This window comes from Streptomyces sp. NPDC001678, from assembly GCF_042892945.1.
In the GTDB taxonomy this organism is placed as follows: domain Bacteria; phylum Actinomycetota; class Actinomycetes; order Streptomycetales; family Streptomycetaceae; genus Streptomyces.
On the sequence record NZ_JBIAUP010000003.1, the window covers coordinates 296,428 to 313,085 of the forward strand.

The following is a 16,658-nucleotide window of genomic DNA, read 5'->3' on the forward strand; positions in this document are numbered from 1 at the left end:
CACACCGTCACCGCGCCGCGACACTCCGCTACGGGTAGTTTTGCCAGCTTGTATGGAGCATCAGCGACGACGCGCCCGGTTCGCCCTGGCCGCCTTCGCCCGCTTGGCGGCGAACCGCACTCCGCCGGGGCTCTCCCCGACCTCGACCCGCACCAGCGTCGACAGCGGATCCACCACTCCCTCGCCGACCTGGAGCACCGAGGTCCTGACGACCCCCAGCTTGCCCAGCGCGGCACGGGCGGCCTTGAGCTCCTCCTCGGCCGTGTCGCCCTTGAGCGCCAGCATCTCGCCGTACGGCCGCAGCAGCGGCACGCCCCAGCCCGCCAGCCGGTCCAGCGGGGCCACGGCCCGCGCGGTGACCACATGCACGGGGTCGATCTTCCCGAGCATCTCCTCGGCGCGACCGCGGACCACCGTGACATGGTCCAGGCCCAGCAGCTCCACGACCTCCTGGAGGAAGGTGGTGCGGCGCAGCAGCGGCTCCAGCAGGGTGATCTGGAGGTCCGGCCGGACCAGGGCCAGGGGGATACCGGGCAGCCCGGCACCCGAGCCGACGTCGCACACGGAGACGCCGTCCGGCACGGCCTCGGCCAGCACCGCGCAGTTCAGCAGATGGCGCTCCCACAGCCGCGGGACCTCACGGGGGCCGATCAGCCCGCGCTTGACGCCCGCGTCCGCGAGCAGCTCCGCGTAGCGGACGGCCTCCGGAAAGCGGTCACCGAAAACAGCCCGCGCCGCCGCGGGCGCCGGGGGGAGCTCCGCTGCCTCTTCCACGGGGAACCGTCCTTCCGTACAAACGTCAATGAACGTTGATTGGCAAACGTTGATCTGTGGGTCTCCGGACACCGGCCATCCGGATGTCGGAGTCTGAATATCAGTCGGAGTCTGAATATCAGGCTGACAAGGATCGGCCCCGTCTGCGAGCAGACGGGGCCGTACACACCTGGACGTGGGACAGGTCAGGCGGGCAGAACGACCACGCGACGCTGGGGCTCCTCGCCCTCGGACTCGCTGCGCAGGCCGGCGGCGGCAACGGCGTCGTGGACGACCTTGCGCTCGAAGGGGGTCATCGGGTCCAGCTTGACCGGCTGACCGGTGCTCAGGGCCTCCTGGGCGGCCTTGGCGCCCAGCCCGGCCAGCTCCTCGCGCTTGCGCGCCCGGAAGCCAGCGATGTCGAGCATCAGCCGGCTGCGGTCACCGGTCTCCCGGTTCACCGCGAGCCGGGTGAGCTCCTGGAGGGCCTCCAGGACCTCGCCCTCCCGGCCGACCAGCTTCTGGAGGTCACGGCTGGTGGAGTCGCTGATGATCGAAACCGAGGCGCGGTCGGCCTCGACGTCCATGTCGATGTCGCCGTCCAGGTCGGCGATGTCGAGCAGACCCTCGAGGTAGTCGGCCGCGATCTCGCCCTCCTGCTCAAGGCGGGACAGGGTGTCGGTGCCCTCGGCGGTCTGGCGCTCCGTGTCCGTCACGGGGGACTCCTTCGTCACTTCTTGGTCGGGTGCTTGGGGCGCTGCGGGCCGCCCTTGCGCTGTCCGGACTTGGCGCCGCGGGCGGTACCGCCGGCCTGCTTGGCCTTGGTCTCGCCGGATTCCTCGTCCTGCTTCTCCAGCGAGGTCTTCTTACCGGAGGAGGCGGCGACGGCATGACCCGGGCCACCGGTCTGGCGCTTGGCCTTCGTCTGGCGCTTCGGCTGCTGGCGGGCGGCACGGGCGGCCTCGGCCACCTCACGCGCCTCGGCCTGCGCCGGGTCCTCCTTCAGCTTGCCCTTGGCCCGCAGGCGCTCCTGGCGCTGCTGGAAGGCGAGGCTGCCGGGGGTGGGGTTGCGCCGGATGACGAACATCTGCTGACCCAGGGTCCACACGTTGGTGGTCAGCCAGTAGACGAGGACACCGACCGGGAAGTTGATGCCGAAGACGGCGAACATGATCGGGAAGACGTACATCAGCATCTTCTGCTGCTGCATGAACGGCGTCTTCACCGTGAGGTCGACGTTCTTCGTCATCAGCTGGCGCTGCGTGTAGAACTGCGACAGCGACATCAGGACGATCATGATGACCGTGACGACCCGGACGTCGGTCAGGGTGGCGCCCAGGGACTCGACCTTGGACGCGGAGTCCATGAACTTCACCGACAGCGGGGCACCGAAGATGTGTGCCTGCCGGGCGCTCTCCAGGAGCGGCTTGTCGATGACGCCGACGACCTTGCCCTGCGCGATGTGGTTCAGGACCTGGTACAGCGAGATGAAGAAGGGCGACTGGGCCAGGATCGGGAGACAGCTCGAGAGCGGGTTGGTGCCCGTCTCCTTGTAGAGCTTCATCATCTCTTCGGACTGGCGCTGCTTGTCGCTCTTGTAGCGCTCCTGGATCGCCTTCATCTTCGGCTGGAGCGCCTGCATGTTCCGCGTGGCCTTGATCTGCTTCACAAAGAGCGGGATCAGGCAGATGCGGATCAGCACCACCAGCGAGACGATCGACAGACCCCACGCCCAGCCGCTGTTCTTGTCGAAGATCAAGCTGTAGAACGCGTGGAACTGGACGATGATCCAGGAGACAACGTAATAGAGGGGACCGAGGATCGTGTCCACGAATCAGGCTCCTTGGGCGTTGGACTGGGTCTCGGGCTGTGCGGTGGGCCCCATGGCGGGGTGCCCGCCCAGTCGGCTCCTCAGCCGCTGGTGCCAGACCGGACGCTTCCGGGGAGGGACGTGGTCGACGCCACCGAGCGACCACGGGTTACAGCGCAGGATGCGCCAGGCCGTCAGCACTGTTCCTTTGACCGCACCGTGCCTGTCGATCGCGGTGTAGCCGTAGTGCGAGCAAGACGGGTAGTACTTGCAGACCGGGCCCAGCAGGGGGCTGATGGTCCACTGGTAGATCTTGATCAACAAGAGCAGCGGGTACTTCACTGTGCGCTCCCTCCCGGGTGACCGGGGCTCCGGGGGTCACCCCCCGGGGGATTGCTTCGCGGCGCCCCTCCCAGGAGCCGCTCCAGCGCGGCGTCGAGATCACGGGACAGCTGATCGTGACCCGCCTCGCCCGCGCCCGGCAGGGCTCGCACCACCACCAGGCTACCGGCGGGCAGCCGATCCAGCCGGTCCCGCATCAGATGACGCAATCGCCGCTTGACCAGATTGCGGACGACAGCGCCGCCCACGGCCTTGCTCACGACGAAACCCGCACGCGCCGAGGGGGCGACCCCCCCGGGCGCGTGCGGGTCCGTGTTACCGCTGCGTAGGTGGACGACGAGGAGCGGGCGGCCTGCCCTGCGTCCTCGGCGAACCGCGGCCGCGAAGTCCTCGCGCCGCCTCAGCCGAGACTCGGAAGGCAGCACGTCAGAACCTCGACGTCAGGCTGGTCAGGCCGACAGGCGAGCGCGACCCTTGCCACGGCGGGACGCGAGGATCGCGCGGCCGGCACGGGTGCGCATGCGCAGGCGGAAGCCGTGGGTCTTCGCGCGGCGGCGGTTGTTCGGCTGGAAGGTGCGCTTGCTCACTCGGGGACTCCAGAAATGAATTGATGGCGGGACATCGCCTGGCTGTCACCGTGCGCCCACGAGGAGACTCGCAATACGCCCAAGTGCACCGCTTCATGATCCCGGACTCGGAGTCCGTGATCTTTGCCCATCGGAGGCAGGCGGCAGCAGCCATCGACAACTCGACCTGGTCACGGTACGCGTGGTTACGCCATTCGGTCAAACCGGCAGCGCACCCAGGCTCCACCGTAGCCTCTCCGGCGCCGGGAAGACGCCAGGCGACACCTCATGGCACATTTGTACACACCCTGTGGACAACGACTTGAACCACGCGCCTCGCCCTGACTACCGTGGCTGAACTCTGAATCCTTCCCGCCTGTCCCGAGAACCACACATTCGTGGGACTCCGGGGCGCCCCCCGTGACTGAGAGAGCGTGCCCTGTGGCTGACCTGCCCGCCGATCTTGCCGCAGTGTGGCCGCGCGTGCTCGAACAGCTCCTCGGTGAGGGGCGTGGTCAGGGCGTGGAGAGCAAGGACGAGCACTGGATCAAGCGCTGCCAGCCGCTGGCGCTGGTGGCCGACACCGCCCTGCTGGCGGTGCCCAACGAGTTCGCCAAGGGCGTCCTCGAGGGCCGGCTCGCCCCGATCGTCAGCGAGACCCTGAGCCGTGAGTGCGGCCGCCCCATCCGGATCGCGATCACCGTCGACGACTCCGCCGGCGAGCCCCCGGCCCAGGCCCCCCAGCAGCCCGAGCGCCCCCGTCCGCACGCCCCGGGCCAGGGCCGTGACACGTTCGAGGGCTATGAGGGCCACGGCGGCTACGGCGCCCGTCCGGGCGACGACCTGCCGACCGTGCGCCCCGCCTACCCGGACTACCAGCAGCCCCGCAGCGAGCCGCCGGGCGCCTGGCCGCGCCACTCGGGTCCGTCCGGGCCCCCCGGCGGCGACCGCGGCGACTACGGCTGGCAACAGCCCCGGCTCGGTTCGTACACCGAGAGTGACCGGGACCCCTACGCCTCGCAGTACGAGCAGCAGCCCGAGTACCGCTCCCCGGAGCGCCCCGAGCGCCCGCCGTACGAGCCGCAGCGCCGTGAGCTGCCCGACACGGGCCCCGTCGGCCGTCCCGCCGACCGGCCGGCGCCGTCGGCGGCCCCGACGCCCTCCGGATCCGGCTCGTCGTCCTCGTCCTCGTCGGCGGGTACGGGAGCGGCCGAGCCGACGGCGCGGCTGAACCCGAAGTACCTCTTCGACACGTTCGTCATCGGCGCGTCCAACCGCTTCGCCCACGCGGCCGCGGTGGCGGTGGCCGAGGCGCCGGCCAAGGCGTACAACCCCCTGTTCATCTACGGGGAGTCGGGGCTCGGCAAGACCCACCTGCTGCATGCCATCGGGCACTACGCGCGCAGCCTCTACCCGGGCACGCGGGTGCGCTACGTGAGCTCCGAGGAGTTCACCAACGAGTTCATCAACTCCATCCGCGACGGCAAGGCGGACGCGTTCCGCAAGCGCTATCGCGACATGGACATCCTGCTGGTCGACGACATCCAGTTCCTCGCGAGCAAGGAGTCGACGCAGGAGGAGTTCTTCCACACGTTCAACACGCTCCACAACGCGAACAAGCAGATCGTGCTGTCCTCGGACCGGCCGCCCAAGCAGCTGGTGACCCTGGAGGACCGGCTGCGCAACCGCTTCGAGTGGGGCCTGATCACGGACGTCCAGCCGCCGGAGCTGGAGACGCGCATCGCGATCCTCCGCAAGAAGGCGGTCCAGGAGCAGCTGAACGCCCCGCCGGAGGTGCTGGAGTTCATCGCGTCCCGGATCTCGCGGAACATCCGTGAGCTGGAGGGCGCGCTGATCCGGGTGACGGCCTTCGCCAGCCTGAACCGGCAGCCGGTGGACCTGGGCCTGACCGAGATCGTCCTCAAGGACCTGATCCCGGGGGGCGAGGACGCCTCGCCGGAGATCACCGCGACGGCCATCATGGCGGCGACCGCCGACTACTTCGGGCACACCGTGGAGGACCTGTGCGGGGCCTCGCGCAGCCGGGTGCTGGTGACGGCCCGGCAGATCGCGATGTACCTGTGCCGGGAGCTCACGGACCTCTCGCTGCCGAAGATCGGCGCACAGTTCGGCGGCCGTGACCACACGACCGTGATGCACGCGGACCGCAAGATCCGCGCGTTGATGGCCGAGCGGCGCTCCATCTACAACCAGGTGACCGAGCTGACGAACCGCATCAAGAACGGCTGAGACGGCCCGCCGAGGGCTGTCCCAGGGCGCTCCGGGACGCTTCCCGGAGCGCCCTTTCGGCGTTTCAGGGGCCGTCCCGGGGACCGCCGGAGGCGTCCTGGGGACCGCCGGAGCCGTCCCCGGTGCCGCGCGCAACGCCCCGACATCGCCCCGGCACCACCCCCGGCGCCGCGCCCGCCGTCCCCAGCCTGTTCGAATCTTGCCTCTGACCTGCCGGTTCTCCACAGATTCGGGCTCTGTCCACCGTCCACACCCTGGGGACCGCGAAGTTATCCATAGGGTGTCCACAGACCGGGCTGTTGATATGCCATCAGGCGAGGTCAGCCGCGTGTGGATTTGTGGCAAACCTTGTTCCACAGCCTGTGGACAGCCGCCGCACCCACAACCGCCCTCGAAGTTGTCCACCGGCCGCCCACAGGAGAACCGGTGTTATACACAGCCTTTCCACACCGCTGTCCACTGTTCGGCAACGAAACGCCCGATCTCACCGCACCGAGTGAAAGGCGTCACACCAGGGTGCCGGGTTGGGCTGTGGGCAACGTGGGTAAAGCTGGGGACAGGCCTGGGGAGAAGTGCGCCCCGCCTGTGCACTGGGTGTGCAGAACTTTCCGCGTTCCACAGACCACCCCGGTTTTCCACGGCCCCCACCCACAGCCCCGGTGGATAAAAAATCGGCCCTGACCTGGGCAAAGGAAGTTTTCCACGGTTTCCACAGCCCCTACTACTACGACCACAGAGTTCAAGCGGAGAACTCGTTTCGAAGTGGGTGCTGTGGATGACCGCGCCTCGCGCCACGGAGCTCGATTTGACCGCCGGCAGCGCCGACTGTCAGCGGCGTGCGTCAGACTGGTCCCCGGCACTCAGCCGACGAAGAAGCCAGCAGGGCGAGCCAGCAACAAGCAGGAGGCGGTTCCGGTGAAGATCCGGGTGGAGCGCGATGTACTCGCGGAGGCAGTGGCCTGGGCGGCCCGCAGCCTCCCGGCCCGTCCGCCGGTACCGGTCCTCGCGGGCCTGCTGCTGAAGGCGGAGGACGGCTCCCTGAGCCTCTCCGGCTTCGACTACGAGGTCTCCGCCCGCGTCTCGGTCGAGGCGGATGTGGAGGAGGACGGCACCGTCCTCGTCTCCGGCCGGCTGCTCGCCGACATCTGCCGCGCACTTCCCAACAGGCCTGTGGAAATCTCCACCGACGGTGTGCGCGTGACCGTGGTCTGCGGCTCCTCGCGATTCACACTCCACACCCTGCCTGTGGAGGAATACCCGGCGCTGCCGCAGATGCCGACCGCCACGGGCACGGTCCCGGCCGAGGTCTTCGCCTCCGCCGCCGCCCAGGTCGCCATCGCCGCCGGCCGCGACGACACGCTGCCGGTGCTCACGGGTGTGCGCGTCGAGATCGAGGGCGACACCGTCACCCTCGCCTCCACCGACCGCTACCGCTTCGCGGTCCGCGAGTTCATGTGGAAGCCGGAGACCCCGGACATCTCCGCCGTCGCCCTGGTGCCCGCCAAGACCCTGCTGGACACCGCCAAGTCCCTCAGCGGCGGCGACACGGTCTCGATCGCGCTGTCCGGCTCCGGCGCCGGTGAGGGCCTGATCGGCTTCGAGGGCGCCGGCCGCCGTACGACCACCCGTCTGCTCGAGGGCGACCTGCCGAAGTACCGCACGCTCTTCCCGACCGAGTTCAACTCGGTCGCCGTGATCGAGACCGCGCCGTTCGTCGAGGCCGTCAAGCGTGTGGCCCTGGTCGCCGAGCGGAACACCCCGGTGCGGCTCAGCTTCGAGCAGGGCGTGCTCATCCTGGAGGCCGGTTCCAGCGACGACGCACAGGCTGTGGAAAGGGTCGACGCCCAGCTCGACGGCGACGACATCTCGATCGCCTTCAACCCGGGCTTCCTGCTCGAGGGTCTCTCGGCGATCGACTCGCCGGTCGCCCAGCTGTCCTTCACCACGTCCACCAAGCCGGCCCTGCTCAGCGGCAAGCCGGCCATGGACGCGGAGGCGGACGAGGCCTACAAGTACCTGATCATGCCGGTTCGCCTGTCCGGCTGAGGACGCCGCCGAAGGGCTCGCAGCCGGACATTTCGGCTGCGGGCTCGTCGTGGCTGGTCGCGCAGTTCCCCGCGCCCCTTTCGGGGCGCGACCCGACCCGTTTGAGCGTCCTGACCCCACAGGTGTGCGTTCATCCCCAGGCGTAGGCTCGAAGCACGTACCCCTGGTACGACCCGCACGACTACGGCAAAGAGGATCACCCATGGAGCTCGGTCTCGTCGGTCTCGGCAAGATGGGCGGCAATATGCGCGAGCGCATCCGCCGCGCAGGCCACACCGTCATCGGATACGACCGCAACCCGGACCTGGCGGATGTCCACAGCCTGAAGGAGCTTGTGGATTCCCTCCAGGGCCCGCGTGTCGTGTGGGTCATGGTCCCGGCCGGTGCCGCGACCCAGTCGACGATCGACGAGCTGGCCGAGCTGCTCTCCCCCGGCGACGTCGTCGTCGACGGCGGCAACTCCCGCTGGACCGACGACGAGAAGCACGCCGAGGAGCTGGCGGCCAAGGGCATCGGCTTCGTCGACTGCGGCGTCTCCGGCGGTGTCTGGGGCCTGGAGAACGGCTACGCGCTGATGTACGGCGGCTCCGCCGAGAACGTCGCGAAGGTCCAGCCGGTCTTCGACGCGCTCAAGCCCGAGGGCGACTTCGGCTCGGTCCACGCGGGCAAGGTCGGCGCCGGCCACTTCGCCAAGATGGTCCACAACGGCATCGAGTACGCGATGATGCAGGCCTACGCCGAGGGCTGGGAGCTCCTGGAGAAGGTCGACTCCGTCACCGACGTGCGCGAGGTCTTCCGCAGCTGGCAGGAGGGCACGGTCATCCGCTCCTGGCTGCTGGACCTGGCCGTCAACGCCCTCGACCAGGACGAGCACCTCGACAAGCTGCGCGGCTACGCGGCCGACTCCGGCGAGGGCCGCTGGACGGTCGAGGCCGCCATCGACAACGCCGTGCCGCTGCCCGCGATCACGGCCTCGCTCTTCGCGCGCTTCGCCTCGCGCCAGGAGGACTCCCCGCAGATGAAGATGATCGCCGCGCTGCGCAACCAGTTCGGTGGCCACGCGGTCGAGACCAAGAAGTAGTCCGAAGCAACACCCAGCAGCCGGGGGAGGTCGGCACGCAACCATGCACGTCTCGCATCTGTCGCTGGCCGACTTCCGCTCGTACGCCCGGGCCGAGGTCCCGCTCGACCCGGGCGTCACGGCCTTCGTGGGCCCCAACGGCCAGGGCAAGACCAATCTCGTCGAGGCCGTCGGCTATCTGGCCACCCTCGGCAGCCACCGGGTCTCCTCGGACGCGCCGCTGGTGCGGATGGGCGCCGACCGGGCGATCGTCCGCGCCGCCGTCACCCAGGGCGAGCGGCAGCAGCTCGTCGAGCTGGAGCTCAACCCGGGCAGGGCCAACCGGGCCCGGATCAATCGCTCCTCCCAGGTCAGACCGCGCGATGTGCTCGGCATCGTGCGCACCGTGCTGTTCGCCCCCGAGGACCTGGCCCTCGTCAAGGGCGACCCCGGCGAGCGCCGCCGGTTCCTCGACGAGCTGATCACCGCGCGCTCCCCCCGGATGGCGGGAGTCCGCTCCGACTACGAGCGCGTCCTCAAACAGCGCAACACCCTGCTGAAGTCCGCCGCGATGGCCCGCCGCCACGGCGGCCGCCAGATGGACCTGTCCACCCTGGACATCTGGGACCAGCACCTGGCCCGCGCCGGCGCGGAGCTGCTCGCCCGGCGGCTCGATCTGATAGCCACCCTGCGTCCACTGGCCGACAAGGCCTACGAGCAGCTGGCGCCCGGCGGCGGCCCCATCTCCTTCGACTACCGCGGCCCGGCCGGCATCGAGGGCGCCCACACCCGCGAGGAGCTCTACGAGGCGCTGCTCGCCGCCCTCGCCGAGGCCCGCAAGCAGGAGATCGAGCGCGGTGTGACGCTCGTCGGCCCGCACCGCGACGAGCTGCTGCTGCGCCTGGGCGAGCTGCCCGCCAAGGGGTACGCGAGCCACGGCGAGTCCTGGTCGTACGCGCTGGCGCTGCGCCTGGCCTCGTACGAGCTGCTGCGCTCGGAGGGCGACGAACCGGTGCTGGTGCTCGACGACGTCTTCGCCGAGCTGGACGCCAGACGGCGGGAACGGCTGGCGGAGCTGGTCGCTCCGGGCGAGCAGGTCCTGGTGACGGCGGCCGTGGACGACGACGTGCCCGGTGTCCTCACCGGAGCCCGTTACGCGGTCGAGCGGGGCAGGGTCGAGCGCGTATGAGCACGCCGGCCGGCCATCGGGACCACGGTCCGGGGGACAAGGGGAAGACCCCGGAGCCCTCCGGCGTGGACCTGGCGCGCGTGGCGCTGCGGGCCGCCAAGGAGCAGGCCCGGGCGCGGGGCGCGGCGGCGCAGCAGAAGAAGCAGGCCCGCCGCGGGGGACTGCGCTCCGGGGCGCGCGCCGACGGCCGCGATCCGCTGCCCCTGGGTGCCGCGATCAACCGGCTGATCACCGAGCGGGGCTGGGAGACGCCCGCGGCGGTCGGCGGGGTGATGGGCCGCTGGCCGCAGATCGTGGGGGACCAGCTGGCGCTGCACTGCGAGCCGCAGAAGTACGACGAGGACGCACGGGTGCTCACGGTGCAGTGCGACTCGACGGCCTGGGCGACCCAGCTGCGGATGCTGGCGCCCACGCTGGTGGCCCGGCTCAACGACGACCTGGGCCAGGGCACGGTGAAGTCGATCAAGGTGCTGGGGCCGGGCGGTCCCGGGCGCCGGTACGGGCCGCTGCGCGCCCCCGGGAGCACCGGCCCCGGCGACACCTATGGATGATCCACCGGTCATGGTTGGTCAAAGGTTGTCCCAGGTCCGAAGCCCCGGGGACGGCCGTGCGGAGGCCGGGCCGGCGACGGTTGATGCGCAGAGTGACGCCCGGGGCCGGTGGATACTCCGCGCACGGTAGCGGGTGGTTGACAGCCCGAAGCGCTGAGTGCCCCTGTGAGCCTCTTGGAGGCCGGGGCCGAATATGGGGAGTCGGCTGATGCCGGTTCAGGGCGCCACAAGAGGACTCAGGCACCGGCAAACCCCCATTCATGTCAGCGCCACCGGTACACTGGTAGTAATCCCGCCGGATCGCGGGAGTCGTCGACCAACACTGAACGACGCAGCCGCTCCTGCCTGCCCCCGGGGATCCCCGCCGCGGTAGGGGATGGCCTGTGCTGTGCCAGAAAGGGCGCTTCGTGGCCGATTCCGGCAACCCCAACGAGAACACCACCCCCTCCGAGGCTGTGGGCGCCGGGTCCGGCGCCCCCGGCGGTGAGACGTCGTACGACGCCAGTGCGATCACCGTGCTGGAGGGCCTGGACGCGGTCCGCAAGCGGCCCGGCATGTACATCGGTTCCACCGGCGAGCGCGGTCTCCACCACCTCGTCTACGAGGTCGTCGACAACTCCGTCGACGAGGCCCTCGCCGGTCACGCGGACACCATCGACGTGACGATCCTGTCCGACGGCGGCGTCCGCGTCGTCGACAACGGCCGTGGCATCCCGGTCGGCATCGTGCCCTCCGAGGGCAAGCCCGCCGTCGAGGTCGTCCTGACCGTGCTCCACGCGGGCGGCAAGTTCGGCGGCGGCGGCTACGCCGTCTCCGGCGGTCTGCACGGCGTCGGCGTCTCCGTGGTCAACGCACTGTCCACGCGCGTCGCGGTCGAGGTCAAGACCGACGGCTTCCACTGGACCCAGGACTACAAGCTCGGCGTCCCGACCGCCCCGCTGCAGAAGAACGAGGCGACGGACGAGACCGGCACCTCCGTCACCTTCTGGGCCGACGGCGACATCTTCGAGACCACCGAGTACTCCTTCGAGACGCTCTCGCGGCGCTTCCAGGAGATGGCCTTCCTCAACAAGGGCCTGACCATCTCGCTGACCGACGAGCGCCCGGCCCACGTGGACGAGGAGGGCAAGCCCCTCTCCGTCCGCTACCACTACGAGGGCGGCATCTCCGACTTCGTCCGCTACCTCAACTCCCGCAAGGGCGAGGTCGTGCACCCCTCGGTGATCGCCTTCGAGGCCGAGGACAAGGAGCGGATGCTCTCCCTCGAGGTGTCGATGCAGTGGAACACCCAGTACAGCGAGGGTGTCTACAGCTTCGCCAACACCATCCACACCCACGAGGGCGGCACCCACGAGGAGGGCTTCCGCGCGGCGCTCACCGGTCTGATCAACCGCTACGCGCGTGACAAGAAGCTGCTCCGCGAGAAGGACGACAACCTCACGGGCGACGACATCCGCGAGGGCCTGACGGCGATCATCTCCGTCAAGCTCGGCGAGCCGCAGTTCGAGGGCCAGACCAAGACCAAGCTGGGCAACACCGAGGCCAAGACCTTCGTCCAGAAGGTCGTCCACGAGCAGCTCACGGACTGGCTGGACCGCAACCCCAACGAGGCCTCGGACATCATCCGCAAGTCCATCCAGGCGGCCACCGCCCGGGTGGCGGCCCGCAAGGCGCGCGACCTCACCCGCCGCAAGGGCCTGCTGGAGACGGCGTCGCTGCCGGGCAAGCTGTCCGACTGCCAGTCGAATGAGCCGGCCAAGTGCGAGATCTTCATCGTCGAGGGTGACTCCGCCGGCGGCTCGGCCAAGTCCGGCCGCAACCCGCAGTACCAGGCGATCCTCCCGATCCGAGGCAAGATCCTCAACGTCGAGAAGGCCCGGATCGACAAGATCCTCCAGAACACCGAGATCCAGGCGCTGATCTCCGCCTTCGGCACCGGTGTGCACGAGGACTTCGACATCTCCAAGCTCCGCTATCACAAGATCATCCTGATGGCGGACGCCGACGTCGACGGTCAGCACATCAACACCCTGCTGCTCACCTTCCTCTTCCGCTTTATGCGTCCGCTGGTCGAGGCCGGGCACGTCTACCTCTCCCGTCCGCCGCTCTACAAGATCAAGTGGGGCAAGGACGACTTCGAGTACGCCTACTCCGACCGCGAGCGCGACGCCCTGATCCAGCTGGGCCGGGAGAACGGCAAGCGGATCAAGGACGACTCGGTCCAGCGCTTCAAGGGTCTCGGCGAGATGAACGCCGAGGAGCTGCGCGTCACCACCATGGACGTCGACCACCGTGTGCTCGGCCAGGTCACGCTGGACGACGCCGCGCAGGCGGACGACCTGTTCTCGGTGCTCATGGGTGAGGACGTCGAGGCACGGCGCTCCTTCATCCAGCGCAACGCCAAGGACGTCCGCTTCCTCGACATCTGAGCCTGTCGGCCGACCGAAACAGCCGCAGCGCGAAAGGACTTTGAACAGCAATGGCCGACGAGACCCCTGAGATTCCCACCGCTCCCGTCCCCGAAGTGACGCCCGAGGGCGCCCCGGCGCCCCTGGAGGGCGTGGGCATGCGCGTCGAGCCCGTCGGGCTCGAGACGGAGATGCAGCGCTCGTACCTCGACTACGCGATGAGCGTCATCGTCTCGCGTGCGCTCCCCGACGTCCGCGACGGCCTCAAGCCGGTGCACCGCCGTGTGCTCTACGCGATGTACGACGGCGGATACCGGCCCGAGAAGGGCTTCTACAAGTGCGCCCGCGTCGTCGGTGACGTCATGGGTACGTACCACCCGCACGGCGACGCCTCCATCTACGACGCGCTCGTCCGCCTCGCCCAGCCCTGGGCCATGCGGATGCCGCTCGTCGACTCCAACGGCAACTTCGGCTCCCCGGGCAACGACCCGGCCGCCGCCATGCGCTACACCGAGTGCAAGATGGCGCCGCTGTCGATGGAGATGGTCCGGGACATCGACGAGGAGACCGTCGACTTCCAGGACAACTACGACGGCCGCAACCAGGAGCCGACGGTCCTGCCGTCGCGCTTCCCCAACCTGCTGGTGAACGGTTCCGCCGGTATCGCCGTCGGTATGGCCACCAACATCCCGCCGCACAACCTGCGCGAGGTGGCCGAGGGCGCCCAGTGGTTCCTGGCCAACCCCGAGGCCTCCGCCGAGGAGCTCCTCGACGCGCTCATCGAGCGGATCAAGGGCCCCGACTTCCCGACCGGCGCCCTCGTGGTGGGCCGCAAGGGCATCGAGGAGGCCTACCGCACCGGCCGCGGCTCGATCACCATGCGCGCCGTCGTCGAGGTCGAGGAGATCCAGAACCGCCAGTGCCTGGTGGTCACCGAGCTGCCCTACCAGGTCAACCCGGACAACCTCGCGCAGAAGATCGCCGACCTGGTGAAGGACGGCAGGATCGGCGGCATCGCCGACGTCCGCGACGAGACCTCCTCGCGCACGGGCCAGCGCCTGGTGATCGTCCTCAAGCGGGACGCGGTCGCCAAGGTCGTCCTCAACAACCTCTACAAGCACACCGACCTCCAGACCAACTTCGGCGCGAACATGCTGGCGCTGGTCGACGGCGTGCCGCGCACCCTCTCGCTGGACGCGTTCATCCGCAACTGGGTGACGCACCAGATCGAGGTCATCGTCCGGCGCACCCGCTTCCGGCTGCGCAAGGCGGAGGAGCGCGCCCACATCCTGCGCGGTCTGCTCAAGGCCCTGGACGCCATCGACGAGGTCATCGCGCTCATCCGGCGCAGCGAGACCGTCGACGTCGCCCGCACGGGTCTGATGGGCCTGCTCCAGATCGACGAGGTCCAGGCCAACGCCATCCTCGAGATGCAGCTGCGCCGCCTGGCCGCCCTGGAGCGCCAGAAGATCACCGCCGAGCACGACGAGCTCCAGGCGAAGATCAACGAGTACAACGCCATCCTGGCCTCGCCCGAGCGGCAGCGCGGCATCATCAGTGAGGAGCTGACGGCGATCGTCGAGAAGTTCGGCGAGGACCGGCGCTCCCACCTGGTGCCCTTCGAAGGCGACATGTCCATCGAGGACCTGATCGCCGAGGAGGACATCGTCGTCACGATCACCCGCAGCGGCTATGTGAAGCGCACCAAGACCGAGGACTACCGCTCGCAGAAGCGCGGCGGCAAGGGCGTGCGCGGTACGAAGCTGCGGGAGGACGACATCGTCGACCACTTCTTCGTCTCCACCACCCACCACTGGCTGCTCTTCTTCACCAACAAGGGCCGGGTCTACCGGGCCAAGGCGTACGAGCTGCCGGACGCCGGCCGGGACGCGCGCGGTCAGCACGTGGCCAACCTGCTGGCCTTCCAGCCGGACGAGAAGATCGCCCAGATCCTCGCCGTCCGCGACTACGACGTGGCGCCCTACCTGGTGCTCGCCACCAAGTCGGGCCTGGTGAAGAAGACCCCGCTCAAGGACTACGACTCGCCGCGCTCCGGCGGTGTCATCGCCATCAACCTCCGGGAGACGGACGGTGGCGTCGAGGACGAGCTGATCGGCGCCGAGCTGGTCTCGGCCACCGACGACCTGCTGCTGATCAGCAAGAAGGCGCAGTCCATCCGCTTCACCGCTTCGGATGACACCCTCCGTCCCATGGGCCGTGCCACCTCCGGTGTCAAGGGCATGAGCTTCCGCGAGGGTGACGAGCTCCTCTCGATGAATGTGGTCCGTCCCGGTACGTTCGTCTTCACCGCCACCGACGGCGGGTACGCCAAGCGCACCAACGTCGACGAGTACCGCGTCCAGGGCCGAGGCGGCCTCGGCATCAAGGCCGCCAAGATCGTGGAGGACCGCGGTTCCCTGGTCGGCGCCCTGGTGGTCGAGGAGGGCGACGAGATTCTGGCCATCACGCTGGGCGGCGGTGTGATCCGCACCCGGGTCGCCGAAGTCCGGGAGACGGGCCGTGACACCATGGGCGTCCAACTGATCAACCTGGGCAAGCGCGATGCCGTCGTGGGCATCGCCCGGAACGCCGAGGCCGGTCGCGAGGCTGAGGGTGTCGACGAGGCGATCGACGCGGCCGAGGGCGGGTCCGAGGCGGCCGAGGGCGCCACGCCCCCCGCCGAGCACACCGAGGAGTAGTACGTGAGTCGAGCCACGGGCACCGCCAAGAGCGGTGCGGGCGCCGAGCGGCCGGAAGCCGCCCCACCCGTCCCCTCCGACACGGAGGCCCGTGGCTCGACCGCGGACAGCACGGCCGACAAGGACGGCGCGGGCTCCCGGGCCGGTGGCACCACCAGGACCGCAGGCAGGGGGAAAAGCATGACGGAGACCCGAGGCCCACAGCCGTATCACCCGCCGAAGGCGTACGAGCCTCCGGCCGAACGCTCCGACTCCGAGGCCGGTTCCGGTTCCGGGGCCGCCGAGGCCTCCGGCGGTGCCGCCAAGGGGTCCAAGGACGGTAAGGGTGCCAAGGACGGGAAGACCACCAAGACCGCCCAGGCCACCCAGGCCACCGGGACCGCCCAGGCCGACCGGAGCGGTCAGGCCGCGAAGGCGGGCAAGGACGCCAAGGACGGGAAGGCCGTCAAGGTGCCCAGGCCCGCCCAGCCGGCCGAGCGCGCCGCCGGCCAGGACCCGGCCCCCGCGCAGCGCCCCGAGGCCCGTACGGCCGCCACGGGCCCGCGTACGCGCAAGGCGAGGCTGCGGGTGGCGAAGGCCGACCCGTGGTCGGTGATGAAGGTCAGCTTCCTGCTGTCGGTCGCCCTGGGCGTCTGCACGATCGTGGCCGCGGCCGTCCTGTGGACGGTCATGGACGCGATGGGCGTCTTCCAGGCCGTCGGCGGCACCGTCAGCGACGCCACCTCCTCCTCCGGCGAGGGTGGCGGCTTCGATCTGGAGTCGTTCCTGTCGCTGCCGCACGTGCTGCTCTTCACCACCGTCATCGCGGTGGTCGACGTCGTGCTGGCGACCGCCCTGGCCACGCTCGGCGCCTTTGTCTACAACCTCGCCGCCGGTTTCGTGGGCGGTGTTGAGCTGACGCTCGCCGAGGACGAATAGCGCCACCCGCGGCGTGGGGCCCGGGCGATTTTGGGACTGGGCCCCAAGTGCGCTAATCTTTCGGTG

The 16,658-nt window shown here is 69.5% G+C and carries 13 protein-coding genes and 1 pseudogene; 8 read left to right on the top strand and 6 right to left on the bottom strand.

The features are described 5' to 3' along the window. Positions 1-60: 60 nt before the first annotated feature. The 6 genes and pseudogenes from rsmG to rpmH all read right to left on the bottom strand — a co-directional run bounded on the left by rsmG (position 61) and on the right by rpmH (position 3,492). Entirely contained in the window at positions 61-774 is a 714-nt protein-coding gene (gene rsmG / locus ACFYZR_RS08090) for a 16S rRNA (guanine(527)-N(7))-methyltransferase RsmG (protein WP_391906706.1), read from the bottom strand. A 185-nt stretch (positions 775-959) separates the two neighbouring features. Then, positions 960-1,469 carry a R3H domain-containing nucleic acid-binding protein gene (locus tag ACFYZR_RS08095; protein ID WP_311614590.1) on the bottom strand — a complete coding sequence of 170 codons (510 nt, stop codon included), beginning with the start codon at positions 1,467-1,469 and terminating at the stop codon, positions 960-962. Positions 1,470-1,483: 14 nt separating this feature from the next. Continuing rightward, a complete protein-coding gene (gene yidC, locus ACFYZR_RS08100; RefSeq protein WP_391906710.1) occupies positions 1,484-2,584 on the bottom strand; it encodes a membrane protein insertase YidC in 1,101 nt (366 codons plus the stop codon). A 3-nt stretch (positions 2,585-2,587) separates the two neighbouring features. Continuing rightward, entirely contained in the window at positions 2,588-2,905 is a 318-nt protein-coding gene (yidD, locus tag ACFYZR_RS08105; protein WP_391906713.1) for a membrane protein insertion efficiency factor YidD, read from the bottom strand. 56 nt (positions 2,906-2,961) lie between these two features. Then, a pseudogene (gene rnpA, locus ACFYZR_RS08110) lies at positions 2,962-3,330 on the bottom strand (ribonuclease P protein component); the annotation flags it as partial. Between the two features lie 24 nt (positions 3,331-3,354). Then, on the bottom strand, positions 3,355-3,492 hold the full coding sequence (gene rpmH / locus ACFYZR_RS08115) for a 50S ribosomal protein L34 (RefSeq protein ID WP_003949374.1): 138 nt from the start codon (positions 3,490-3,492) through the stop codon (positions 3,355-3,357). A gap of 420 nt (positions 3,493-3,912) precedes the next feature. Here rpmH and dnaA point away from each other — a divergent pair, with 420 nt between their 5' ends. The 8 genes from dnaA to ACFYZR_RS08155 all read left to right on the top strand — a co-directional run bounded on the left by dnaA (position 3,913) and on the right by ACFYZR_RS08155 (position 16,592). After that, entirely contained in the window at positions 3,913-5,721 is a 1,809-nt protein-coding gene (gene dnaA / locus ACFYZR_RS08120) for a chromosomal replication initiator protein DnaA (RefSeq protein ID WP_391906716.1), read from the top strand. A 915-nt stretch (positions 5,722-6,636) separates the two neighbouring features. Then, the gene (gene dnaN, locus ACFYZR_RS08125) at positions 6,637-7,767 is read left to right on the top strand and encodes a DNA polymerase III subunit beta (protein ID WP_391906719.1); all 1,131 of its coding nucleotides are present in this window, start codon (positions 6,637-6,639) and stop codon (positions 7,765-7,767) included. Between the two features lie 202 nt (positions 7,768-7,969). Continuing rightward, entirely contained in the window at positions 7,970-8,848 is an 879-nt protein-coding gene (gnd, locus tag ACFYZR_RS08130) for a phosphogluconate dehydrogenase (NAD(+)-dependent, decarboxylating) (protein ID WP_391906722.1), read from the top strand. Between the two features lie 43 nt (positions 8,849-8,891). Beyond that, entirely contained in the window at positions 8,892-10,016 is a 1,125-nt protein-coding gene (gene recF, locus ACFYZR_RS08135; protein WP_391906725.1) for a DNA replication/repair protein RecF, read from the top strand. After that, a complete protein-coding gene (locus ACFYZR_RS08140; RefSeq protein ID WP_391906727.1) occupies positions 10,013-10,567 on the top strand; it encodes a DUF721 domain-containing protein in 555 nt (184 codons plus the stop codon). Before recF ends, ACFYZR_RS08140 begins: the two co-directional genes overlap by 4 nt. Positions 10,568-10,950: 383 nt before the next feature. Further along, complete coding sequence (gyrB, locus tag ACFYZR_RS08145; protein WP_391906730.1) at positions 10,951-12,996, top strand: DNA topoisomerase (ATP-hydrolyzing) subunit B; 2,046 nt, start codon at positions 10,951-10,953, stop codon at positions 12,994-12,996. 50 nt (positions 12,997-13,046) lie between these two features. After that, entirely contained in the window at positions 13,047-15,674 is a 2,628-nt protein-coding gene (gyrA, locus tag ACFYZR_RS08150; RefSeq protein WP_391906734.1) for a DNA gyrase subunit A, read from the top strand. Positions 15,675-15,854: 180 nt separating this feature from the next. Then, on the top strand, positions 15,855-16,592 hold the full coding sequence (locus tag ACFYZR_RS08155; RefSeq protein WP_391907314.1) for a DUF3566 domain-containing protein: 738 nt from the start codon (positions 15,855-15,857) through the stop codon (positions 16,590-16,592). The last annotated feature ends 66 nt before the right edge of the window (positions 16,593-16,658 follow it).

What these genes read in the sequence shown, in the direction of transcription:
- gyrA (WP_391906734.1), top strand. Translation starts at nt 13,047, where the DNA reads ATGGCCGACGAGACCCCTGAGATTCCCACCGCTCCCGTCCCCGAAGTG.
- gnd (WP_391906722.1), top strand. Translation starts at nt 7,970, where the DNA reads ATGGAGCTCGGTCTCGTCGGTCTCGGCAAGATGGGCGGCAATATGCGC.
- ACFYZR_RS08155 (WP_391907314.1), top strand. Translation starts at nt 15,855, where the DNA reads ATGACGGAGACCCGAGGCCCACAGCCGTATCACCCGCCGAAGGCGTAC.
- recF (WP_391906725.1), top strand. Translation starts at nt 8,892, where the DNA reads ATGCACGTCTCGCATCTGTCGCTGGCCGACTTCCGCTCGTACGCCCGG.
- ACFYZR_RS08140 (WP_391906727.1), top strand. Translation starts at nt 10,013, where the DNA reads ATGAGCACGCCGGCCGGCCATCGGGACCACGGTCCGGGGGACAAGGGG.